Annotated in this window: 15 protein-coding genes; 2 read left to right on the plus strand and 13 right to left on the minus strand. The window is 67.5% G+C overall.

The window, feature by feature from the left end; all coding sequences use genetic code 11:
* Positions 1-167 precede the first annotated feature (167 nt).
* Complete coding sequence (gene xerC / locus ACYVAG_RS03260; protein WP_460766423.1) at positions 168-1,292, minus strand: site-specific tyrosine recombinase XerC; 1,125 nt, start codon at positions 1,290-1,292, stop codon at positions 168-170.
* Entirely contained in the window at positions 1,285-4,452 is a 3,168-nt protein-coding gene (locus tag ACYVAG_RS03265) for a CHC2 zinc finger domain-containing protein (protein ID WP_460766426.1), read from the minus strand. Before ACYVAG_RS03265 ends, xerC (ACYVAG_RS03260) begins: the two co-directional genes overlap by 8 nt.
* 53 nt (positions 4,453-4,505) lie before the next feature.
* Here ACYVAG_RS03265 and ACYVAG_RS03270 point away from each other — a divergent pair, with 53 nt between their 5' ends.
* Positions 4,506-4,925: a helix-turn-helix domain-containing protein gene (locus ACYVAG_RS03270; protein ID WP_460766430.1), complete on the plus strand. Its 420-nt coding sequence runs from the start codon at positions 4,506-4,508 to the stop codon at positions 4,923-4,925.
* A 5-nt stretch (positions 4,926-4,930) separates the two neighbouring features.
* Here the strand turns inward: ACYVAG_RS03270 and ACYVAG_RS03275 are convergent, their stop codons facing one another.
* The 6 genes from ACYVAG_RS03275 to ACYVAG_RS03300 all read right to left on the minus strand — a co-directional run bounded on the left by ACYVAG_RS03275 (position 4,931) and on the right by ACYVAG_RS03300 (position 11,438).
* Entirely contained in the window at positions 4,931-5,401 is a 471-nt protein-coding gene (locus ACYVAG_RS03275) for a hypothetical protein (protein ID WP_460766432.1), read from the minus strand.
* Positions 5,398-6,135, minus strand: a complete 738-nt coding sequence (locus ACYVAG_RS03280; RefSeq protein WP_460766435.1) for a hypothetical protein — start codon at positions 6,133-6,135, stop codon at positions 5,398-5,400. The genes ACYVAG_RS03275 and ACYVAG_RS03280 overlap by 4 nt, the downstream gene beginning before the upstream one ends.
* The gene (locus tag ACYVAG_RS03285) at positions 6,128-6,409 is read right to left on the minus strand and encodes a hypothetical protein (RefSeq protein ID WP_460766438.1); all 282 of its coding nucleotides are present in this window, start codon (positions 6,407-6,409) and stop codon (positions 6,128-6,130) included. Before ACYVAG_RS03285 ends, ACYVAG_RS03280 begins: the two co-directional genes overlap by 8 nt.
* Positions 6,406-6,984, minus strand: coding sequence for a hypothetical protein (locus tag ACYVAG_RS03290; RefSeq protein WP_460766440.1), 579 nt, complete (start codon positions 6,982-6,984; stop codon positions 6,406-6,408). The genes ACYVAG_RS03285 and ACYVAG_RS03290 overlap by 4 nt, the downstream gene beginning before the upstream one ends.
* A 169-nt stretch (positions 6,985-7,153) precedes the next feature.
* Complete coding sequence (xerC, locus tag ACYVAG_RS03295; RefSeq protein WP_460766423.1) at positions 7,154-8,278, minus strand: site-specific tyrosine recombinase XerC; 1,125 nt, start codon at positions 8,276-8,278, stop codon at positions 7,154-7,156.
* Positions 8,271-11,438: a CHC2 zinc finger domain-containing protein gene (locus ACYVAG_RS03300; RefSeq protein WP_460766426.1), complete on the minus strand. Its 3,168-nt coding sequence runs from the start codon at positions 11,436-11,438 to the stop codon at positions 8,271-8,273. Before ACYVAG_RS03300 ends, xerC (ACYVAG_RS03295) begins: the two co-directional genes overlap by 8 nt.
* 53 nt (positions 11,439-11,491) lie before the next feature.
* On the opposite strand from ACYVAG_RS03300, the gene ACYVAG_RS03305 reads away from it, so the two are divergent.
* The gene (locus tag ACYVAG_RS03305; RefSeq protein ID WP_460766430.1) at positions 11,492-11,911 is read left to right on the plus strand and encodes a helix-turn-helix domain-containing protein; all 420 of its coding nucleotides are present in this window, start codon (positions 11,492-11,494) and stop codon (positions 11,909-11,911) included.
* A 5-nt stretch (positions 11,912-11,916) separates the two neighbouring features.
* Here ACYVAG_RS03305 and ACYVAG_RS03310 read toward each other — a convergent pair whose 3' ends face one another.
* The 5 genes from ACYVAG_RS03310 to ACYVAG_RS03330 are packed head-to-tail and all read right to left on the minus strand — an operon-like array spanning position 11,917 to position 22,587.
* Positions 11,917-12,387, minus strand: coding sequence for a hypothetical protein (locus ACYVAG_RS03310; RefSeq protein ID WP_460766432.1), 471 nt, complete (start codon positions 12,385-12,387; stop codon positions 11,917-11,919).
* Positions 12,384-13,034, minus strand: a complete 651-nt coding sequence (locus tag ACYVAG_RS03315) for a hypothetical protein (RefSeq protein WP_460766443.1) — start codon at positions 13,032-13,034, stop codon at positions 12,384-12,386. The genes ACYVAG_RS03310 and ACYVAG_RS03315 overlap by 4 nt, the downstream gene beginning before the upstream one ends.
* Positions 13,034-13,462, minus strand: coding sequence for a DUF6896 domain-containing protein (locus ACYVAG_RS03320; RefSeq protein ID WP_460741366.1), 429 nt, complete (start codon positions 13,460-13,462; stop codon positions 13,034-13,036). The genes ACYVAG_RS03315 and ACYVAG_RS03320 overlap by 1 nt, the downstream gene beginning before the upstream one ends.
* Positions 13,459-19,860, minus strand: coding sequence for an RHS repeat-associated core domain-containing protein (locus ACYVAG_RS03325; protein WP_460766446.1), 6,402 nt, complete (start codon positions 19,858-19,860; stop codon positions 13,459-13,461). The genes ACYVAG_RS03320 and ACYVAG_RS03325 overlap by 4 nt, the downstream gene beginning before the upstream one ends.
* A 15-nt stretch (positions 19,861-19,875) precedes the next feature.
* Positions 19,876-22,587: a LamG-like jellyroll fold domain-containing protein gene (locus tag ACYVAG_RS03330; RefSeq protein ID WP_460766448.1), complete on the minus strand. Its 2,712-nt coding sequence runs from the start codon at positions 22,585-22,587 to the stop codon at positions 19,876-19,878.
* Positions 22,588-22,787: the final 200 nt, after the last annotated feature.

The following is a 22,787-nucleotide window of genomic DNA, read 5'->3' on the forward strand; positions in this document are numbered from 1 at the left end:
CCCCATCATGCCCCTTCCCGTAAGGCTCTGGGCCGGGTGACACGACCAGCGGGTGCGGACCTGGGGTTATCCACAGTGCAAGAGGTGTGTCCGAACTTCGATCTCGGCGAAATCGCGGGAGTACGACTCGGACGGGCGTGCGGGTGTCAGCTCACGGCCGCGACGGGTCAGGGGGTGTCGGGCGATCCGGGGTGGCCGCGGTTCTCTAAAGATATTTCGGAGTCGATAGCAGCAAGCAACTCAGCCGCACTGACCTTCTGGGACGACTCGGGTAAGTCGTCGTGGCCTGAGTGATCTCGTCGACCGGATCGGGGGACGTTGGTGGCTCCGGGGAACGTGGCGGCGTGGACGGCCTGCAGCGCCCTGATGCTGACCTGGGTGTAGATCTGGGTGGTGGACAGTTCGGCATGGCCGAGCATGGCCTGGATGTAGCGGATATCGGCCCCGCCCTCCAACATCAACGTGGCCAGGGTGTGGCGGAACAGGTGACACGCCCCCTGTTTGTCCGTCCCGGACGCTTTCACGTAATCCCGCACCAACTGTGTCAAGCGGTCGACGCTGAACCCGGTGCCGTCGACGGTGAGGAACAAGATCCCGTCATCCGGCTCGACCACCCATCTGGGCCTGGTCTCGGTGAGGTAGCGCTCGATCCACGCCACGGCTCTGGGACCGATCGGGACCATCCGATCCTTCCTGCCCTTGCCCTGGCGGACCATCAGGGTGTGCCGCTCGATGTCGAGGTCCCTGACGTTGAGCCGGGCGAGTTCGCCGCGTCGGATGCCGGTGCCGTAGAGGGTCTCGATCATGGCTCTGTCTCGCACCCCGGTCGGTTTCGTCAGGTCCGGGACCGCGAGCACCGCCTCGGCCTCCTCCACCGACAGGGCAGCTTTCGGGAGGCGTTTCTCGACCTTCGGCAACTCCAACTCACTGGCGGGGTTCGATCCGACGTGATCGTTGCGAACGGCCCATTTGAAGAACGCCCGGACCGGCAACAGTGTCTCGTTCTGCGATCGGAACGACAGTGGTTCGCCGTCGGCCTTGCGGTAGTGGAACAAGTACCGCTGGTAGCGGACCAGCATCGGCCGGGTGACCTGCACCGGCCTGGTGACCCCGCGATCGGCCAGCCAGCCGGCCACCGTGGCCAGCCGTTGCCGACGGCCACGGATCGTGGCCTGCGAGTAGCCACGGGCAGCCAGATCGGTGAGGAACTCCTCAACCAATGCCGGGAACCCGTGCCGATCGGTCGGATCACCGGGGATCTTCTGCGGAACATGCTCACCACGCTTACCCATCCCCGAACACCCGCCTCAGATCAGGCTCCGAGCCGCCCTCAGGAACCTTTGACAATGCCGCCGACTGGGGGCCGACCACCCCCCGACCAGGCCCCGACCAGACCCCGACCAGCGGTGGTTCCGGGCCGACCGGTTTCGGGTCGTAGCCGTTCCCGATGCCGTCGATGAGCGCACTCGGGTCGGTGAGCCCCGCCAGGAACCGGCCGCCGTGGTCGTAGCCGTTGCTCGTCTGCCCGGTCGTACTCGGGGCCACAGGTGGATTCCAGGTGAGTTCGTAGCCGAACGCGCCGGACTCCAGCCGGTGCACGATCACCAGCTCCAGGTCGACCAGCCGGGCCAGGTGCACCTTCAACTGGGTGTCACCCCACCCGGCGCCCTGGCTGGCAAGGTACTCCCGCAGCTGACGCCTGGTGAACCGCACCAAGTCCAACGGGATCGCCAACCGCTTCGTCTCGGCCGTCGCATAGGAGTGGACCGCGGTCAGCAGCCGCCTCGTCTGGGGCGCGAGCTCGTCGAGTGACTGGCCCAGCACCGCGTGCGCCAAGCGGTGGGCGACCTCAATGTCACCGATCGTGGACTCCACGTAACTGACGACCTTGCCGTTGATCGTGGCGGTCTTCCGCTCCCGCTGATGCTGATGCAACAACGTCACCGCGGCGATCAGCCCGAGGTACTTCCCGTGATCACGCCGGGTCCGGGTGCGGCCGTCGGCGAACGTGAGCCGGTCCGCGAACGGATTGACGACCGCGAGCGGCTCCAGCAGCCGCTGCGCGTCGCGGTGCAGTCCGACGATCTGGTCCCGCTCGGTCCGCGCGGCCAGTCCCTCGAGTGTCTGGGCGCGGCGTTGTGCGGCGTGGATCGCGCGGGTCTGGTCGCGGTCCTCATCCACGGTGAGGACCAGGCACCGGTTGAGCAGCTCCTCGTCGACGTCGATCGCCGTCGTCGTCAGCACGATCGCGGTCGGTCCGGTGACCTTGTAGGTATGCGTCACCAACCGCCCCGACGCGGTGTCCTTACCCGTCGACGCGATGCTCAGCTCGCCCTCCGACTGCAACAGCTTCAACGCATACGCCGCCCGGGACGCGCCTTCCTCCTCGGCGATCGACAAGACCTTGTGCGCCAGGTCGGACTCACCCAGGTAGAACAGCGACTGCCCGGTCATCGCGCTGAACGACACCCGGTCCTCGTCGGGGACGAAGCCCAACACCGACTCCATCACCGCCGACTTCCCAGCCGCCGACGTCGACTGCACGATCACCGCGAGTGGGCTGGGCAACAGCCGGCTGACGGCCGCGAGGTAGCCGACCAGACAATTCACCGCCTCGCCCACCATCCCGACCCGGCCGAAATCCCGCTCGATCCGATCGATCAACTTCGGATCCCGCAGCAACTCCAGCGCGGCCTCCCGTTGCGCGCTGGTGAGCCTGATCTCGGGCTTCGCGGGCGCCTGGGCCGCTGCGATGACTTCCTCGGCCTTGGCCTCACAGGCCAGCAGGACGCGGCCCAGGTCGGCCTTGATCACCTCGGGTTCGAACCGCAGCTCGCCCGCAGCCGCCGCCACGAACGCCGCCCGCGCCCGCGCCGAGTACAGGTCCAGCGTGTCCACGTGGAACCCCGGCACCGCATCCGACCCCAGCGACGAGCCTGGCCGGTCCGTCCTCGTGACCAGCAGATTGACCCGCAACACATCGAACGACGTGACCTTCTCCAAGCCCCGGACCCGCCACCGACGGGTGCCCAGCTCGATCACCAACTCCCGACCAACCACCGCGCCCTGCTCACCCTGCTCACCGGTCGACTCGTCCTCGACGTCCTGCTCAGCCACGACCGGCGGGGCTGCCCGGACAACGATCGGCTCCACCACCGGCACCGGTTCGACCGGCTCAATCAGATGTGCAGGTGAGTCCAGTCCCGGCCGGACGACAGCAGCCGGCGGCTGGCAACTAGCGGGGCGGGCGGTGTCGAGCCAGGTCGCCTTCCGCAGGAACCGACCCAACACCTCGGCCGGGCTCCCCTCCAGCCCTGCCTGGACAGCGACCTCGTTGACATCGGCGCCGCGCGGCAACTGCACCCGGAACGTCTCCACGCCCGTCTCAGCGAGCCGTGCCGCCAGCGCGGCCGCTCCGCGGTCACCCGCCTCATCGGCATCGAACGCGATCAACACCCGCCCGATCCCATGCCGCTCGACCGCGGCCTGGTGATCACTGGTCCAACCGTCGGTGCCATAGGTCGCCGTCACGTGCCGGAACCCCGCGCACCACAACGTGAGTGCGTCGATCAGCGACTCACACACGATCAACTCGCCCCCACCACCAGCACGGCCAGCCTCGGCGAAGGCCGCTGCGTTGAAGACCCCGCGGTGCGGGCCCGGCAGGTAGAGATGCTTCGGCGTCCCGGCCCGTAGGTCATCGCGGATCTTGCGGCCGTAGACCTCCCCGACGTCACCAGACTCGTCGATGACCGGGATCACCAGCGAGCCACGGAAGTGCTCATGCCCGGTCTGACGCAGGATCCCGAGTGCCTGCAGGCGGGAGCGGATCCGCTTCCCCTCGACAATCTGGTTGCCCGGGATCCGGTAGCCCAACGTCCGATCCCCGAACCCCAGCCGAAACACCGCGACCGCCTCGGGATGATCGATCCTCCGGCGACCCAGGAACGCCTTCGCTTCGTCATGGGTCACGAGGGTCTCGGCGTAATAGCCGACCACCGTGTTCAACAGTTCCTGGTCCGCGGCGTCGACCTCGACCAGCGACGGCAGCTTCGGCCGAGTCGACTTCGCCGCCGGCCCCGCACCCTTCCACGGCCTCGTCTGCGACAACACCGACAGCTCTGGCGATGCCTCGCGCAGCAACTCGACCGCATGCCGAAAGCTCACGCCCTGCGCGGTCATCACCCAATCGATCGGCCCACCACCCCGCCCGCACGCACCCAGGCAATGCCACAGGTTCTTGCCCGGCGTCACGACCAGCGACGGCGAGCTGTCGTCGTGGAACGGGCATGCACCGACCAGGTCGTTGCCCTGCTTGCGCAGCACGACGCCGCAGCCCTCGACCAGCCGCTGCACGCTGACCTCGGCCTTCAACCGGGCCAACTCCGCGTCGGGGATGCGTGCCACGCCGGACCTCCTGAAAGATTTCTGACTTACACTCGCAGGCAACACGATATGCCAGATAGCGCATCACCGTGCAAGGCGACAGGCCAGCGGAGGCAACCATGACCGTCATCAACGCAGCACAATGGGCATCACCAGACCCGAGCGGAGGCCACCAGATGCCCAGCCCCTTCCACGGCGAGCGCCTCAAGGCGCTGCGCACCGAAGCCGGCTGGTCCCAAGCAGAGCTGGCCGAGAAGATCGACTCCGACGCCCGCCAGGTCTCCCGCTACGAGAACAACAAGGTCGCCCCCGGCCTCGAAGCCGTCATCCGCATGGCCGAGACCTTCAACGTCTCCGTCGACTACCTGCTCATCGAACGCGCCGAGCGCCGGCCGCTCAACGCCCCCAGCAGCCACGTCGACGCCCGCCTGTCCGACCTCGACCAGCTCACCGACGAAGAACGCGCCACCATCACCAACGTCATCGACGCCCTTGTCACCAAGGCCAAGCTCAGGCTCATCACCGGCGGCGCCGGCTGAGCCGGCTACACGATCAGGTGTTCACCGTCGACGCGTAGCGCAAGGTCCTCGCCTCCGGCGTCGCGGACGAGCAGAACTCCGCCTTCCCACCTGGCAACCTCGACCACATCACCGAGTTCAACGCGAGCTGTCTCGACAACACCTACCAGCCGGCGGACTGATGTCTCGCAGATCACGAGCCAGCCGTCGTCAACGCGGAAAGCGGACAGCAGATCCTCATCGACTCTGATCACCTGCAACTCCGCGTCCGCGGCTCGGGGCAGCACGATCACCTCCCGAGCTGACCATAGGTAGCCGGTCTCCCCTGAGGCGCCCAAGGAGACCCCCCGCCAACCGGGAACCGTCAGCGACCACTCGAACCGCCCGTCCAGCGTCACCGTGACCGCAGCGGCCCGGAGGTCGTCTGCTGGCGACACGCGGACGTCGTAGACGCGGTCGCTCAGGATGAAAGTCTCTCCAGTCATGACGGCGCTCATGGGGTCGCTGTGATCAGCCGGATGGTGCCGTCGACGTCTACGCCCCAGGCTGAGGTGATGTTCCAGGTCTGGCCGCTTGGACCTGTGAGCGGTCCCCGAACGACGAACTTGGTGCCCCCGCCGGTCATCGGGACCGAAGCTGACGCATTGCCAAAGTTCGTCGTCAGGTGACTCCGGAGAGCGGAGTCCAGGCCCGCTTGGTCGAAGCCCATGGAGTCCTTGAAGACTCCGGACTTACTCGGGTTCTTCAGCAGGTAGCCAAACTTGCCCTCGGGGATCGTGACCCGCGTCGTGTCGAGGATGTCGCCAGCGCTGTTCCCAATGAATCTCGGCGCTGCGCTGTTTGCGGCAACGTCAGATCGCTGAACGACGACAGAGCTCGCCTCTTGGCGGCGGGCCTGCTCCTGGGCGACGCGGTCTCCGCCTGTGGTGTGCAGAAGCCGAGTGAGGTCGTCGTACCCGTAGGCCGTGGGGGTCGTAGGCCAGTCCGGGCGCGCCGAAGCGCCGAGCGGCAACTCGCCGTCGGCGTTGTAGGTGGTGCTCGGGTCGGACGTCGCGGGCGGGCCTCGCTCGGAGGAGGCGTGGATCGGGACGGCAATGTGATGGCTGCCGTCGCAGGCAAAGTTGCCCGGCACCGTCGACTCACAAGCAACGCTGCTCGGGACCGGCATCGCGAGTAGTGCGACGAGGGCCGCGACGAAAGCGGCCACGAGCGCACCGAGAGACCTACGCATCAGACACGTCCTCGATCGCCGTGCGGAGCTCGTCCAGCCGGAAGATCGCTGCGGGGCGCTGTTCGTCCAGCAGGATCGTGAACTGAACCTCCTCAAGATCCGCTTCCGCGAGGCGCACGGCCACGTCAATCCCGGAGCCGTCGTTCTCAAAGCGCGGGATGGCACTCTGAAGCAGAGCTTGGGCCTCGGCGAGCGTGAGCGTGCCATCCTCGAGACCGGCGATCGCGTCGAGGACGTCCCGGGCGACGGTCGTGTTGTAGTCGTTCATCTTCATCGCGTGATCACCGTGATCACGATGCTGTCCTCGGTAATGACCTGCACCGTCCCGCTGGTGAACGACAGCCTCGCTTCGCCGTTCGGGCCCTTGACTGGCACACCCTTGGTGCTGCCAAGGACGTCCTCTACGAAGTTGGGCGAGACGCTCCTGCCTGCCCCGGTCGCTCCTGCCGGTGCGCCAAGCCCGCTCGGCTGCAGCCGATCAACGGCGTGATGGCTGTAGAGCCGGTCGCCGATCTGGGCGTACTCACGACCTCCCTGCGTGACCTTCGGATAGTTCTGCCATGACGTCCAGAGCAGCCGCTCACCGCCGTTTGCGGCAACACCGGTAGCCGCCGTGGTTACGGTCCGACAGGGATTGTTTCCTAGCTGCTGACTAGGGGTGATACCTTCCGGGGGCTCGACGGGAACCTCGATGGTGATGCTGGAAGCCCGGACGCGGTTTTCAGCCCCGACCTCGGTGGCCGCGGACGCGGTTGTGGCCAGACCGAGGACAGCCCAGACCGCGACCAAAGCAGCTAGGAAAACACGCACCCACCACCGTGCCAAGACAGGGGGCCGGGGTGGGGTCATGACCCCATCATGCCCCTTCCCGTAAGGCTCTGGGCCGGGTGACACGACCAGCGGGTGCGGACCTGGGGTTATCCACAGTGCAAGAGGTGTGTCCGAACTTCGATCTCGGCGAAATCGCGGGAGTACGACTCGGACGGGCGTGCGGGTGTCAGCTCACGGCCGCGACGGGTCAGGGGGTGTCGGGCGATCCGGGGTGGCCGCGGTTCTCTAAAGATATTTCGGAGTCGATAGCAGCAAGCAACTCAGCCGCACTGACCTTCTGGGACGACTCGGGTAAGTCGTCGTGGCCTGAGTGATCTCGTCGACCGGATCGGGGGACGTTGGTGGCTCCGGGGAACGTGGCGGCGTGGACGGCCTGCAGCGCCCTGATGCTGACCTGGGTGTAGATCTGGGTGGTGGACAGTTCGGCATGGCCGAGCATGGCCTGGATGTAGCGGATATCGGCCCCGCCCTCCAACATCAACGTGGCCAGGGTGTGGCGGAACAGGTGACACGCCCCCTGTTTGTCCGTCCCGGACGCTTTCACGTAATCCCGCACCAACTGTGTCAAGCGGTCGACGCTGAACCCGGTGCCGTCGACGGTGAGGAACAAGATCCCGTCATCCGGCTCGACCACCCATCTGGGCCTGGTCTCGGTGAGGTAGCGCTCGATCCACGCCACGGCTCTGGGACCGATCGGGACCATCCGATCCTTCCTGCCCTTGCCCTGGCGGACCATCAGGGTGTGCCGCTCGATGTCGAGGTCCCTGACGTTGAGCCGGGCGAGTTCGCCGCGTCGGATGCCGGTGCCGTAGAGGGTCTCGATCATGGCTCTGTCTCGCACCCCGGTCGGTTTCGTCAGGTCCGGGACCGCGAGCACCGCCTCGGCCTCCTCCACCGACAGGGCAGCTTTCGGGAGGCGTTTCTCGACCTTCGGCAACTCCAACTCACTGGCGGGGTTCGATCCGACGTGATCGTTGCGAACGGCCCATTTGAAGAACGCCCGGACCGGCAACAGTGTCTCGTTCTGCGATCGGAACGACAGTGGTTCGCCGTCGGCCTTGCGGTAGTGGAACAAGTACCGCTGGTAGCGGACCAGCATCGGCCGGGTGACCTGCACCGGCCTGGTGACCCCGCGATCGGCCAGCCAGCCGGCCACCGTGGCCAGCCGTTGCCGACGGCCACGGATCGTGGCCTGCGAGTAGCCACGGGCAGCCAGATCGGTGAGGAACTCCTCAACCAATGCCGGGAACCCGTGCCGATCGGTCGGATCACCGGGGATCTTCTGCGGAACATGCTCACCACGCTTACCCATCCCCGAACACCCGCCTCAGATCAGGCTCCGAGCCGCCCTCAGGAACCTTTGACAATGCCGCCGACTGGGGGCCGACCACCCCCCGACCAGGCCCCGACCAGACCCCGACCAGCGGTGGTTCCGGGCCGACCGGTTTCGGGTCGTAGCCGTTCCCGATGCCGTCGATGAGCGCACTCGGGTCGGTGAGCCCCGCCAGGAACCGGCCGCCGTGGTCGTAGCCGTTGCTCGTCTGCCCGGTCGTACTCGGGGCCACAGGTGGATTCCAGGTGAGTTCGTAGCCGAACGCGCCGGACTCCAGCCGGTGCACGATCACCAGCTCCAGGTCGACCAGCCGGGCCAGGTGCACCTTCAACTGGGTGTCACCCCACCCGGCGCCCTGGCTGGCAAGGTACTCCCGCAGCTGACGCCTGGTGAACCGCACCAAGTCCAACGGGATCGCCAACCGCTTCGTCTCGGCCGTCGCATAGGAGTGGACCGCGGTCAGCAGCCGCCTCGTCTGGGGCGCGAGCTCGTCGAGTGACTGGCCCAGCACCGCGTGCGCCAAGCGGTGGGCGACCTCAATGTCACCGATCGTGGACTCCACGTAACTGACGACCTTGCCGTTGATCGTGGCGGTCTTCCGCTCCCGCTGATGCTGATGCAACAACGTCACCGCGGCGATCAGCCCGAGGTACTTCCCGTGATCACGCCGGGTCCGGGTGCGGCCGTCGGCGAACGTGAGCCGGTCCGCGAACGGATTGACGACCGCGAGCGGCTCCAGCAGCCGCTGCGCGTCGCGGTGCAGTCCGACGATCTGGTCCCGCTCGGTCCGCGCGGCCAGTCCCTCGAGTGTCTGGGCGCGGCGTTGTGCGGCGTGGATCGCGCGGGTCTGGTCGCGGTCCTCATCCACGGTGAGGACCAGGCACCGGTTGAGCAGCTCCTCGTCGACGTCGATCGCCGTCGTCGTCAGCACGATCGCGGTCGGTCCGGTGACCTTGTAGGTATGCGTCACCAACCGCCCCGACGCGGTGTCCTTACCCGTCGACGCGATGCTCAGCTCGCCCTCCGACTGCAACAGCTTCAACGCATACGCCGCCCGGGACGCGCCTTCCTCCTCGGCGATCGACAAGACCTTGTGCGCCAGGTCGGACTCACCCAGGTAGAACAGCGACTGCCCGGTCATCGCGCTGAACGACACCCGGTCCTCGTCGGGGACGAAGCCCAACACCGACTCCATCACCGCCGACTTCCCAGCCGCCGACGTCGACTGCACGATCACCGCGAGTGGGCTGGGCAACAGCCGGCTGACGGCCGCGAGGTAGCCGACCAGACAATTCACCGCCTCGCCCACCATCCCGACCCGGCCGAAATCCCGCTCGATCCGATCGATCAACTTCGGATCCCGCAGCAACTCCAGCGCGGCCTCCCGTTGCGCGCTGGTGAGCCTGATCTCGGGCTTCGCGGGCGCCTGGGCCGCTGCGATGACTTCCTCGGCCTTGGCCTCACAGGCCAGCAGGACGCGGCCCAGGTCGGCCTTGATCACCTCGGGTTCGAACCGCAGCTCGCCCGCAGCCGCCGCCACGAACGCCGCCCGCGCCCGCGCCGAGTACAGGTCCAGCGTGTCCACGTGGAACCCCGGCACCGCATCCGACCCCAGCGACGAGCCTGGCCGGTCCGTCCTCGTGACCAGCAGATTGACCCGCAACACATCGAACGACGTGACCTTCTCCAAGCCCCGGACCCGCCACCGACGGGTGCCCAGCTCGATCACCAACTCCCGACCAACCACCGCGCCCTGCTCACCCTGCTCACCGGTCGACTCGTCCTCGACGTCCTGCTCAGCCACGACCGGCGGGGCTGCCCGGACAACGATCGGCTCCACCACCGGCACCGGTTCGACCGGCTCAATCAGATGTGCAGGTGAGTCCAGTCCCGGCCGGACGACAGCAGCCGGCGGCTGGCAACTAGCGGGGCGGGCGGTGTCGAGCCAGGTCGCCTTCCGCAGGAACCGACCCAACACCTCGGCCGGGCTCCCCTCCAGCCCTGCCTGGACAGCGACCTCGTTGACATCGGCGCCGCGCGGCAACTGCACCCGGAACGTCTCCACGCCCGTCTCAGCGAGCCGTGCCGCCAGCGCGGCCGCTCCGCGGTCACCCGCCTCATCGGCATCGAACGCGATCAACACCCGCCCGATCCCATGCCGCTCGACCGCGGCCTGGTGATCACTGGTCCAACCGTCGGTGCCATAGGTCGCCGTCACGTGCCGGAACCCCGCGCACCACAACGTGAGTGCGTCGATCAGCGACTCACACACGATCAACTCGCCCCCACCACCAGCACGGCCAGCCTCGGCGAAGGCCGCTGCGTTGAAGACCCCGCGGTGCGGGCCCGGCAGGTAGAGATGCTTCGGCGTCCCGGCCCGTAGGTCATCGCGGATCTTGCGGCCGTAGACCTCCCCGACGTCACCAGACTCGTCGATGACCGGGATCACCAGCGAGCCACGGAAGTGCTCATGCCCGGTCTGACGCAGGATCCCGAGTGCCTGCAGGCGGGAGCGGATCCGCTTCCCCTCGACAATCTGGTTGCCCGGGATCCGGTAGCCCAACGTCCGATCCCCGAACCCCAGCCGAAACACCGCGACCGCCTCGGGATGATCGATCCTCCGGCGACCCAGGAACGCCTTCGCTTCGTCATGGGTCACGAGGGTCTCGGCGTAATAGCCGACCACCGTGTTCAACAGTTCCTGGTCCGCGGCGTCGACCTCGACCAGCGACGGCAGCTTCGGCCGAGTCGACTTCGCCGCCGGCCCCGCACCCTTCCACGGCCTCGTCTGCGACAACACCGACAGCTCTGGCGATGCCTCGCGCAGCAACTCGACCGCATGCCGAAAGCTCACGCCCTGCGCGGTCATCACCCAATCGATCGGCCCACCACCCCGCCCGCACGCACCCAGGCAATGCCACAGGTTCTTGCCCGGCGTCACGACCAGCGACGGCGAGCTGTCGTCGTGGAACGGGCATGCACCGACCAGGTCGTTGCCCTGCTTGCGCAGCACGACGCCGCAGCCCTCGACCAGCCGCTGCACGCTGACCTCGGCCTTCAACCGGGCCAACTCCGCGTCGGGGATGCGTGCCACGCCGGACCTCCTGAAAGATTTCTGACTTACACTCGCAGGCAACACGATATGCCAGATAGCGCATCACCGTGCAAGGCGACAGGCCAGCGGAGGCAACCATGACCGTCATCAACGCAGCACAATGGGCATCACCAGACCCGAGCGGAGGCCACCAGATGCCCAGCCCCTTCCACGGCGAGCGCCTCAAGGCGCTGCGCACCGAAGCCGGCTGGTCCCAAGCAGAGCTGGCCGAGAAGATCGACTCCGACGCCCGCCAGGTCTCCCGCTACGAGAACAACAAGGTCGCCCCCGGCCTCGAAGCCGTCATCCGCATGGCCGAGACCTTCAACGTCTCCGTCGACTACCTGCTCATCGAACGCGCCGAGCGCCGGCCGCTCAACGCCCCCAGCAGCCACGTCGACGCCCGCCTGTCCGACCTCGACCAGCTCACCGACGAAGAACGCGCCACCATCACCAACGTCATCGACGCCCTTGTCACCAAGGCCAAGCTCAGGCTCATCACCGGCGGCGCCGGCTGAGCCGGCTACACGATCAGGTGTTCACCGTCGACGCGTAGCGCAAGGTCCTCGCCTCCGGCGTCGCGGACGAGCAGAACTCCGCCTTCCCACCTGGCAACCTCGACCACATCACCGAGTTCAACGCGAGCTGTCTCGACAACACCTACCAGCCGGCGGACTGATGTCTCGCAGATCACGAGCCAGCCGTCGTCAACGCGGAAAGCGGACAGCAGATCCTCATCGACTCTGATCACCTGCAACTCCGCGTCCGCGGCTCGGGGCAGCACGATCACCTCCCGAGCTGACCATAGGTAGCCGGTCTCCCCTGAGGCGCCCAAGGAGACCCCCCGCCAACCGGGAACCGTCAGCGACCACTCGAACCGCCCGTCCAGCGTCACCGTGACCGCAGCGGCCCGGAGGTCGTCTGCTGGCGACACGCGGACGTCGTAGACGCGGTCGCTCAGGATGAAAGTCTCTCCAGTCATGACGGCGCTCATGGGGTCGCTGTGATCAGCCGGATGGTGCCGTCGACGTCTACGCCCCAGGCTGAGGTGATGTTCCAGGTCTGGCCGCTTGGACCTGTGAGCGGTCCCCGAACGACGAACTTGGTGCCCCCGCCGGTCATCGGGACCGAAGCTGACGCATTGCCAAAGTTCGTCGTCAGGTGACTCCGGAGAGCGGAGTCCAGGCCCGCTTGGTCGAAGCCCATGGAGTCCTTGAAGACTCCGGACTTACTCGGGTTCTTCAGCAGGTAGCCAAACTTGCCCTCGGGGATCGTGACCCGCGTCGTGTCGAGGATGTCGCCAGCGCTGTTCCCAATGAATCTCGGCGCTGCGCTGTTTGCGGCAACACCGTCCGTCGTGAGCAGCGCCAGTCCCACGCGCAGACCCCAGAAAGGCTCCAGGGTCGCACCGGCGGTCCGGGTGACCTGCACGACCGTCACGGATCCGTTGTCGGTGGTATCGGTGGAACCCACGACCTGCGAACCACGATCGCTCGCAGTTGCAGGTGCGTCGTAGACCGGAGAGTCGTAGGCGTAGGTGGCAGCACCCACCACCGAAACCGGCCGGGCGGCAGCCGCTGGCGACACCAACCCAACCAACGCCAGGAGCGCCGCCACGAACGCCAAGAGGACGCGCCGCATCACACGCCACCAACGGTGAGGTCATACCGCCGATGCGGCCACGTGAACGTGTCAGGGCCAATCGCGACAACCGCGACCGCGTCCAAAGCAGCCTGGCGCAAGCTCTCCTGGTCTACAGAAGCCTCACCGATCGAGCGGGCATACATCAGGACTCGCCAAGAATCGAATACCGCCCGGCCTTCAGCGTCCCAATCCACATCAACATCCGCACCCGACTCCAACTCGAACCGACAGCCACGACCATGGAGCCTAAAGGTCCCCAAGCAGTCAAGCGCACCGGATCGCACCAGATGGCTCCCGTCTCGAGGTTGAAGAAGCACACCCGTCCAGATCGTTGGCCGCTCGGTCCCTTCGAACCTCACGACAAGCGCATCTAGGCATTGGGCCGTCAGTTGCACGAATGCCTCGACGATCTCACCGGGAGTCATCGCAACCTATCCCGGCCCACGGAGTACGTCGATTGGAGGATGTCGTCGATCGACGTGTACCGACCTGGACCAATCACCGTTGATGGATCGACAACCCGGTACTGGACATCAATGCCTGCGCGGCGCGCAGCCGCGAGGCGATGGTGCCCATCCACCACAACACGCTGGCCATTCAGTTCCACCACGTCGATTGGTGCACCCTGCCATCCGTTGACGCGCATCGACTCCGCGATCTCATTGACCGTCCGTTGCGATGCACGTCCCCTGAGCACTTCAGCACGAGTCAACGTACTGGGAGCGGCCGACCTCACGCTGTTTGCGGCCTTACCCAAGCTGACCTTTGGGCCCCCGAGGAAGATGGTGGCCCACATGTCGACGGCGATGGTTGCTTGGGCTTGTTGTTGTTCTTGGAACGCGGGATCGGTCAGCAGCATCTCCATGTAGATGGGGCATTCGTATCCGCAGGCGGCGGCGTTGATCTGGGCGCCGGTCATGGGTTTCAGGAAGGCGGATGTGAAGGTGTCGACGACTGAGCGCCAGACGTCGGAGGCTGCCTTCTTAACCCGGGCGTTCTGATCACTGAGCTGCTTCTGGACGTCGGCTGCCTGACGTTCTTCACTTTGGGCACGGTCATGGGAACTCCACCGGTTACGTGGGGTGGACCGATAGAGGCGCTCGTACTTATGTGTGATCCTCTTCAGTTCGTCATACCTGCGGGTCCCGTAAGCGTTCTTATACGATTGCCCACCGGCACGGCCAGAGGGTGTCCTATAGGCAGCCTGCCACCAGTCCCGCTCGCCATTGCGACGTGCCGTCAGTTCCGCGTTATACATCTCCGGCGTGTAGTCGTCGGGGCGGAGGCCGGTGGGGTCGGGGTGGTCGATCGGGTTGCTGTTGCCGTAGTGGTAGGGGTTCCATTGGGTGGGTGCGGTGAGGTCGATGATGGGGTCGGGGGAGAGGAATCGTCCGGTGGTGGGGTCGTAGTCGCGGGCCCCGACCCGGATGAGGCCGAGGGTGGTGTCGTTGAGGCCTTGGACGAATCCCCGTGACGGCGCCCAGCTGGCGGGGTCGGCGCCGCGGGGGGTGCCGTAGGGGAGGGTCCGGCGGGTCTGGATCGTGGAGGTGGCGTTGTTGATCGTCCAGTTCGCGGTGTTGTTGACGTCGGAGAACAGGGTGTGGACGTCGGCGATGTTCGGGCCGGTCCGCATCGCGATGGTCTGTCCGGCGTATTGGATGTAGCGCTGCGCGGTGACGGTGTTGGTGGCGCGGGTGAGGGTGAGTTCGGTGTCGCCCAGGCTCACCACGGTGGTGGTGTCGTCGCGGCGGATCAGCCGGGATCCGTCGGTGTGGTAGGCGAACCGGGTGGTCTGCCCGCCCTGGACGACCTGGGTGAGGCGGCCTTCGGCGTTCCAGGCCAGGGTCTGGGCCTGGGCGGTGGTGGCCGGGTTCACCGACTTCGCCGTCGTCGTCCGTGTCGTGGTGTTCCCGGCCGGGTCGTAGGTGATCGGGCTGGACACGGTGCCGGCCGGGCTGGTGGTGGTCTGCGCGGTGGCCTGGTGCGGCTTCGCGCCGGTCCCGGGAACGGTCCAGGTGCGGGTGGTGTCCCCGCTCGCGGCATGGCTGAGTTCCGACAGCCGGTTCCCGGCCTTGTCGAACGTCCAGTCCTGCCAATACGGCGCCGGGCCGCCCAACCCGGTCGTCGTCGGCGCGGGGGTGCAGTCGCCGCTACCCGGGGTCCAGGCCCGGGTCAGCCGTTGGAGGTGATCGGTGGTGAAGCACTGGGTGTCGGTCGCCGCGCCGGTCTCCGGCGTGCTGGTCGCCAGCTTCGTGATCGCCCCGGCGGGGTTACGTGTGTAGTCCACGACCACATCGGCTGTGGTGGCGACTTCCCGGTCGAGCCGGGATTGGGTGAGGCGGGTATGGGTGTCGTCGTAGGCGTAGGTCTGCCAGCTCGTCTGTCCGAGCGTGTTGCCCAGGGCGAGTTGCATGACCTGGCCCTCGCCGTTGTAGATCGTGTTGCCCACATACGATCCACGCCCACCCAGCCCCGACGCCCGCCCGAGCGCGTCGTAGTAATGGGTGAACTTCTCATACGTCAACGGCCCATACCCCGTCAGTGTCGACGTCGCGGGCTGGCCATTGGGGGTGTAGGTGTGGGCGGTGGTGTAGGTCTTCGCCAACGGGGTCTCGACCCAGCCCGGGATCTCCGGGACCGTGATCGTGGCCCCGGTCGGGCGGGATGCGGTGTCATAGGCCGTGACCTTCGTGGTGATCGGCTTCCCGTCGATCCACCGCGAACTCGAGGTCAGCTGGCCGGCCTTGAGCGTGTCGTACTCCCACGACGCCAGGACTGTCCCGGTCGGGCTGCCGTCACGCAGGGACGTTTTGCGGCCGAGCTGGTCGTAGGTGTAGCCCACCGTCTGGTTGTTGCCGTTGGTCGCTGACAGCAGCTGCCCGGCCAGGTCGTAGGACTTCGTCCCTGTGCCGGCATCGGGGTCAGTGCTCGAGGTCTCCCGGCCCAGCAGGTCGTAGGTGTGGGTCCAGGTGTTGCCGGCATGGTCGGTGTGGGTCTTGACCTTCCCCGACGGGGTGTAGGTGTAGGTCGCTTCGTCGAAGGCCGTCGACAACGGGGCGCCGGTGTAGGAGCGGACCGCGGTGGTGTTGCCGTCAGCATCGGTGATCGTCGTGGTCGCCGTCCCGCCGGCGGGCGGGGTGACGTGGGTCCGGTCGCCCTCATGAACGGTGCTGGTGGACCACTTCTCCACGTTCTTGGAGAACAGGGTCGCCTTCGTGGGCCGCCCGGCGCCGTCAACAACGGTCTTGGTGACCGCCGGCATCGTCGCCTCGTCGATGTGCTGATAGGTCGTGTCCGGCAGCCCCCACGCGAACACCCCGGCCCGCTGGACCGTCGCCAGACCACGGGAGTCGTAGCCGACCGACGCCACGACCCGGCCGTCCTTGGTCGACACATTGCCGTTCGCGTCGACGGCCTGGTCCTGGGACTGGGCCTGTTCCTGGATCGGCCGGCCCAGCCCGTCGGACAGTGTGGTGCTGGTCGCGTAACTCGTCCCGTTCGGCAGCAACACCTTCGTGGTGACCGCGTTCGGGCCCGCCGGGCGGACGGTGTACTCGAACGTCGTCGACGGCGTCTGGGTGGCCCTGTCCCGGCCCGGCAGCCACACCCCCGTCACCCGGGCATAGCCGTCATAGACGGCTTCGGTGACCTCACCCCCCGCGGCGACCGACCGGGTCGGAACACCGAGGCGGCGATCGGAGAACATCCGCCCGGTGTGCGCGGCCAGCGGGCCGGCCCCGTCCGGGTCGGGCGAGGTCGTGGCCTGCTCGGTCACGATCCCCCGGCCCGCGGGAACATAGCTCGTCGTCGAGGTCCGGCCCAGGACATCGGTGCTCGCGGTCGCACGGCCGATCGCATCGACCGTGGTCGTCCCGACAGTGGTGTAGACGCGCTGGCCGGCGTTCAGACTCGTCACCGCCTCGGCCCGCGTGATATCGCCCTTCCCGATCTGGCCCAACGGGAGGTTGTCGTAGTAGGTCCGGGTGTCGGCCAGCAGGTTCTCGGGGGTCAACGCCAGGGTGTCGAACCCACCGCAGGCGACCGCGCGAGTCTGTGTGGTCGCCGGCTGCGACAGCTGGTGGGCGGCCGGGTTGCGCGCATACGTGGTGCGGGTGCACGCGTCATCGGCCGCTGTGGCGGTGTCGCCGAGGTCCTCGGTCTGGTCGGGGTAGCCCTCGCTGTCGAACCGGGTGAACGTCTCGGTGGTCCGGGTTCCGGTCGAGATCTTCTGCCGCGACTTCGTGTGGGTCGCGACGGCTTTCTCCGCCCGGATCCCGGCCGGGCTGACCGCCTTCGCCGGCAGGATCGTGTAGCCGGTGATCGTGCCCCCCACCTCCGGTCCGGTCGGGCCGTTGAAGGTGAAGGTCTCGTGGACCGCGCCCTGCAGACCACGATGATCCACCGCCGTCCCGCCCTGGGAGTCCGGCAGCGCCACACTCTTCGCCCCACCCGCGGCGTTCAGCCGGTCGCCGTTCAGGCCGCGGAAGAACCGGGTATCGGTGCGGAGGTTCGCCGGATCACCAGGGTCGCCGATCTGGGTCGAGACGTCGGCGTAGCCGACATACCGCGACCACGTCCGCTCCGCATCCTTGGTCAGCGGGGAGTCGTTCCACCCCCACCCCGCGCCCCCGCGGTAGTCGTAGCTGGTCGTCTTGTGCCCCGACGAGGCCGCCGACCGGTCGTACTCGTTGACCTGGGTCACCACATACTTGTGGAACCACTGCAGCCGCGGCTGGGTCTCCCCGGTCGGGGTCCACCAGATCGGGTAACACCGCCGGCCGTTGGTCTCCGGGACCGGCATGTTCCCCGCAGCGCAGTCCTTGCCGGAATAGGTGACCAGCGTCTCCCCGCCCATGCCGTTGTCGATCCCGGTCACCCGGAACCGCCAGTACGCCCCCCAGACCTGCCCGAGGGAATCACTGATGCCCTCGACCCGGTTCGGCATCGCCGTGCCGGAGAACACCACCGACGGGTCATCGGGCATCCCCGGCGCGCCGTGGGTGACCTGCGCCAGCCACAGCGACGGGTTCTGGTTGGTCCCCGTCGCGGGGAACGTGTGGGTCAGGTTCCAATGCTCCACCTCCTCAAAGCTCGTGCCGTTGTGGACCTCGGTGCGGACCTGCGCCAACCGCTTACGGGTGAAGAACGCCGGCGAGGTCTGCGACGTCGTGCACGTCGCCGCCGCACAGATCCGGTCGAACGGCACGTCCGGCCACGCCGCCTTCGTCGTCGCCGTCAGATTGGCCTCCGCGCACGTCTGCGCCGCGGTCGGCAGGCACCGCTCCGCCACCTCGAACATCACCCGCGCCGGCGCCGGGCTGGTGTGTTCCTGCCCGCCGGTCTGGCCGTACTCGATCCGGTTCGGGAACCCACCACGGGTGTAAGTGACCGGGGCGGCGTTGTTGTTGCGGCCGTACTTGTTGGTCTCCGCGGTGTAGTAGACCGTCAACGACCCCTGATGGGTGTCGACGATGTGGTCCAGGTTCCACCGCCACGCCTGCACACACGACCCGTTCGCATACGTCGCGGTGTAACACGGCTCACCGGGCTGGTTGCCGAACACCGGCACCGTCCAGGTCGAGTTCGTCGCCTGCCCGTTCGGGTTCGGCTTGCCCAACCCGAACCAGTACTGCATCCCATCGGGAGTCGTCATCTTCCAGTACTCGTTGTTGTCATCCCCATTGCCATACGCGCCGAACAGGTGCTCGAACCGCGACCCGTCATCACGCCGCAACCGCCACACACTCGACGTGCCGTCTTGGACCAACTCCCCCGAATGCGCACCGAAGGAGACAGTGAAGTTGTCGGAGAACCAGCACAGGTCGCCGGTCTTGACCGACGCATTCGACCCGCCCGCCTGGTCATCGGCACACGCCTTGTAGGAACGCTCCACGAATCCCTGGGTCGATTCCCAACCCTCCCCCACCCACGACGGCTGGTTGTTCGTCGCCGACGACTGCCCATCCATCGCCTGCGACGAATACGCCACACTCACCCCCGCCGCCGGCGACCCCGCCACCTTCGGGGTCTCCATCGGATACGACCAGGCGAAGTCACCCGTCGACCCACCCGCCGACCACGACCCCGTCGGCGACAGCGATGTCGCGCCGAAGTTCCCCGCCCCGCCACCGGCGTCGGCGGCGACCGCCAACACCATCGCCTCCGCCGACCGCAACGTCAACGTGGCCACGAGCTGGGTCGACCCCGCCTCCTCCTCCACGACCGAGCCGACCGGCTCCACCACCTGACACGACGCCACCTCAGGCGTGGTCAGCGCACACGCCGGCAGCCGGACCAACCGCGACCGGCCCGCCACACCACCCGAACTGTTCGGGGCCTCAACCTTCGCCGTCACCGGCCCCTCACCAGTCAGCGTGACCAGCCGCTCCACCCCCAGCCGCGCCGCGATCGCCGGGTCCACCGTCGACACCTCCACCGTCGCCGGCGTCGGGCCCTCCGGGACCGGGAGCCTGCGGCGCTGCGTCACCGGCGCCGTCACCGGCCCGACAGCCACACCCCGCCCGTCCGCAACCGCCAGGCCATCACCACGCCCCACACCGGTGGTCAGGTCGACCGTCGTCGTTCCCGCCACCGGGACCCCCTTCGCGGGCGCCGCGGGCTGCATCGCGCGGGCAGCCTTGCGGGTCTCCGACTCCACCCCCGCCGTCCGTGGCGCGGTCCCCGCCGGGACCATCGCCTTCACCACCGGCCACCGGCCCGCCTTCACCGGAACCACCGGCGCCGCACCCGCCGGCACCACACTGCCCGCCAACACCGCCGTGACCGCAACCACCCCGACGATCCCCCGCACCACACCACGCATGACCCACACCTCTCGTTAGTTGGCGCCCGGGCAGGCCACCATGTCGGGGGCGCCCTGGACGATGTTGCGGGCGATGTCGATGCTCTCGACGCCGGGGAAGGTCCGGACATCATCGATCCGACCGATCCACTGCGCATCGGCGGTGGCGGGGTCCGTGGGAGGCGCCATTCCGACACCGAGGTAGTCACTCATCGGAACAGTGCCGGTGAAGGGCACCTCGGTCACCGTCTGGCCGTTGACGAAGAACTCGAGCTTGTTCTGGCCCTTGTTGTAGACACCCATCAGGTGGACCCACTGCCCGGCCTGCGCGACGACCGTGGAGTCGGCCCACACCATCTCGTTCGCCGATCCCTGGCCGTTGGCGACACCGAAAGCCCACACCATCGCACCGCTCTGCTTCTTGTGCAGGCCGAGCGTCATCGCGTTCTTCGGCCAGGCATTTGGCAAGGGCAGCGACAACACGCCGCGGCGATCACCGGTCGTGATCAGCCCAGCCGGATCGACCTGGGCCCACGCCATCACCGAGAACGACCCGGTGGTGTCGACGATCGGGGTCGCCGATCGCACGAACTGCGTCGACAGGCGGTACGCCTTGTCGGTGCACACATTGACACCGCTCCCAAGATCGTTCGGGTCGTTGTGGTACCAGGCACCGTTCGCGGTCAGGTCGGCCATCCAGTCCAGCGGAGAGAACAGCGGAACCCCGGTGGTGTTCGGGCCGGGCTGGTCTGCCATCGAGCCGTCCAAGGTATAGCGGTGGCCGACCGGAGGTGCCATCACCGTCACGATCGGCCCCCGGTGAGTCGTCGCGCTCTCAAGGCCGGCCCGGTCGACCGCGACCGCGTACATGTCCAACGGTCCCGGCGCCGACGTCGGGACCAGCACCGTGACCGGCGCCGTGCCGTTCGCGGCGACGTACTGGGCCAGCGAGTTCGATCCCGCACTCCACTTGTAGCCGATCACATCCGACGAGGTCGACGACAAGGTGACCTCGATCCTCTGCCCCACATAGGCCCGAGTGGACTGACCCGTGACACTCGGGGCGTCCGGGTTGATCGTGTCGACAGCGAACGTGGTTCGAGGACCATCGGCCGACCGGCCGGTGCCATCCTCGGCCCGGGCCCACACCTCGAACGTGCAGTTGCACAGGTTCCAGAACGGCTTGCTCACCGAGGTGTCACCAGAGTTGACCATGGTGCCCGGCAACTCGACCACCGGATAGGTCCGCCCATCCGGGTCCGGTACCTGCTGGATGAGGTGGACCGCGCGGACCTGGCCGCCATCGCCATCACGCACGGTCGACCGGAACTCCGGCTGCGGGATGTTCGCGATCGGCTGGTTGTCCCACAGCCGGTTGCTCACCCACGGGGCACCCGGAACGTCGGGACGGGTGTTGTACTCCACCACAAGAACCGGGTAGGGCCAGCCCTCCTTCGACACATGCGTGTACTGACGCCACCCGTCCCGGTCGGACTCGTTGGCCGACCGCAACCCGAAGGTGATGTTGTTGTAGCCCTGATGACCGCGGACCCAGTCAGTGATCTCCCACGACTGCTCCCGCTGGTCGTTGCAGAACGCCGAGCTGCCGACCGCGAACCCGTTCGACGCGATCGTCTGCAACCAGGCCGGCTGGTTCGACCACGACACCCCGCCCGGGATCACACCGGTGAACCCGAGCTCGACCGGCGGGCCGTACGACCCGAGGTTGCAGTCCACCCGGTTCGCGCCCCCGTTGGGCGAATGGATCTGACGATGCCGGAAGTCGGCCTTGATGATGTCCTTACCGTTCCACGGCCCCGTCGTCGACATCTGGTAGTAGACCCGGGACTTCTTCATCCCCGACCAGCCGTCATACCCGACCCGCGCATTCGTCGAGTCCGGGGCGTTGTCGAACGACTGCCCGTCACTCCACACCATCGCCCAACGCATCTTGCGCTCATAGATGATCGGATCGATCACCACCGGATACACCGTGGCCGGATCGTCCAGCATCGCCCGCGACGGCGTCAGCTGCAGCCGGTTCCCGGCCAGCTCGACCCCAACGACCGCGGTCTTCGCCTCGATCGGGCGAGCCACCACATCGCGAGCCTTCTCCGCCGCCGTGACACCCGTACCCGCGGTCACCCCCAAAGCCGAGCCCCACATCTGCGGGACCGGGACAGTGAACGCGACCGATCCATCCGCAGCGACCGCGTCCAAACCGCCAGCCGGCGACTTCCGCAGCGACACCCCGGTCGCGGTCCACGTCAACACGAGGTTCGACAACAACGGACTCGAAGCAGCAGCGCGGTCCTTCACCACCAGATACTGCGCCATGCCATCGATCGGGGAGGTCCGCACGACCAGGTCGATCCCCGCAGCGACCTCCGGATACACCGCGGTGTCACCCGACAACTGCGGTGCCGGCAACGCGCCGGGCCAGAACAACTGCAGCGACCTCCCCGCCGACCCGATCGACATCAGCGGCCCCGCACCCCCACCCGAGACCGACACCTCCTGCAACGCGACCTTCGGCGCGACCCGCCCATCGGAACGCCGGCCCAGCTGGCCATCAAGCTCCTGCCAAGCACCGTTCCCGCTCCGGTCCGTCGACGACGCCCTCTTCCTCAACGGGACCGGGGACACCTCCGCCCGCAACCGCCCCGACGGCTGCGCCACCACCCGCTGGGTCTCCGTCGTCAACGACGCCACCTCGACCTCACGACCCGACAGCCGGGCTTCCTTCACCGCCGCCGACTCCGCCGACACCACCCCGGGCGCCGGGGCAGGCGAAACACTCGGAGACGGGGCCGGCGTCGGAGCAGCGACCGAAACCTGCGGCACCCCCACTGCCCCCACCAACGCAAACCCGAAGACCGCAGCCGACAACTTCCACATTCCCGCACGGACACTCATGGGCCCGCCCCCCGCTCGCTCACAGCGCACCA

It is taken from the genome of Mariniluteicoccus flavus, from assembly GCF_054776655.1.

Coding starts and splice junctions, on each gene's coding strand:
- xerC (WP_460766423.1), bottom strand. CDS start 8,278: ATGGGTAAGCGTGGTGAGCATGTTCCGCAGAAGATCCCCGGTGATCCG.
- xerC (WP_460766423.1), bottom strand. CDS start 1,292: ATGGGTAAGCGTGGTGAGCATGTTCCGCAGAAGATCCCCGGTGATCCG.
- ACYVAG_RS03305 (WP_460766430.1), top strand. CDS start 11,492: ATGACCGTCATCAACGCAGCACAATGGGCATCACCAGACCCGAGCGGA.
- ACYVAG_RS03320 (WP_460741366.1), bottom strand. CDS start 13,462: ATGACTCCCGGTGAGATCGTCGAGGCATTCGTGCAACTGACGGCCCAA.
- ACYVAG_RS03325 (WP_460766446.1), bottom strand. CDS start 19,860: ATGCGTGGTGTGGTGCGGGGGATCGTCGGGGTGGTTGCGGTCACGGCG.
- ACYVAG_RS03315 (WP_460766443.1), bottom strand. CDS start 13,034: ATGCGGCGCGTCCTCTTGGCGTTCGTGGCGGCGCTCCTGGCGTTGGTT.
- ACYVAG_RS03310 (WP_460766432.1), bottom strand. CDS start 12,387: ATGAGCGCCGTCATGACTGGAGAGACTTTCATCCTGAGCGACCGCGTC.
- ACYVAG_RS03275 (WP_460766432.1), bottom strand. CDS start 5,401: ATGAGCGCCGTCATGACTGGAGAGACTTTCATCCTGAGCGACCGCGTC.
- ACYVAG_RS03285 (WP_460766438.1), bottom strand. CDS start 6,409: ATGAAGATGAACGACTACAACACGACCGTCGCCCGGGACGTCCTCGAC.
- ACYVAG_RS03280 (WP_460766435.1), bottom strand. CDS start 6,135: ATGCGTAGGTCTCTCGGTGCGCTCGTGGCCGCTTTCGTCGCGGCCCTC.
- ACYVAG_RS03290 (WP_460766440.1), bottom strand. CDS start 6,984: ATGACCCCACCCCGGCCCCCTGTCTTGGCACGGTGGTGGGTGCGTGTT.
- ACYVAG_RS03270 (WP_460766430.1), top strand. CDS start 4,506: ATGACCGTCATCAACGCAGCACAATGGGCATCACCAGACCCGAGCGGA.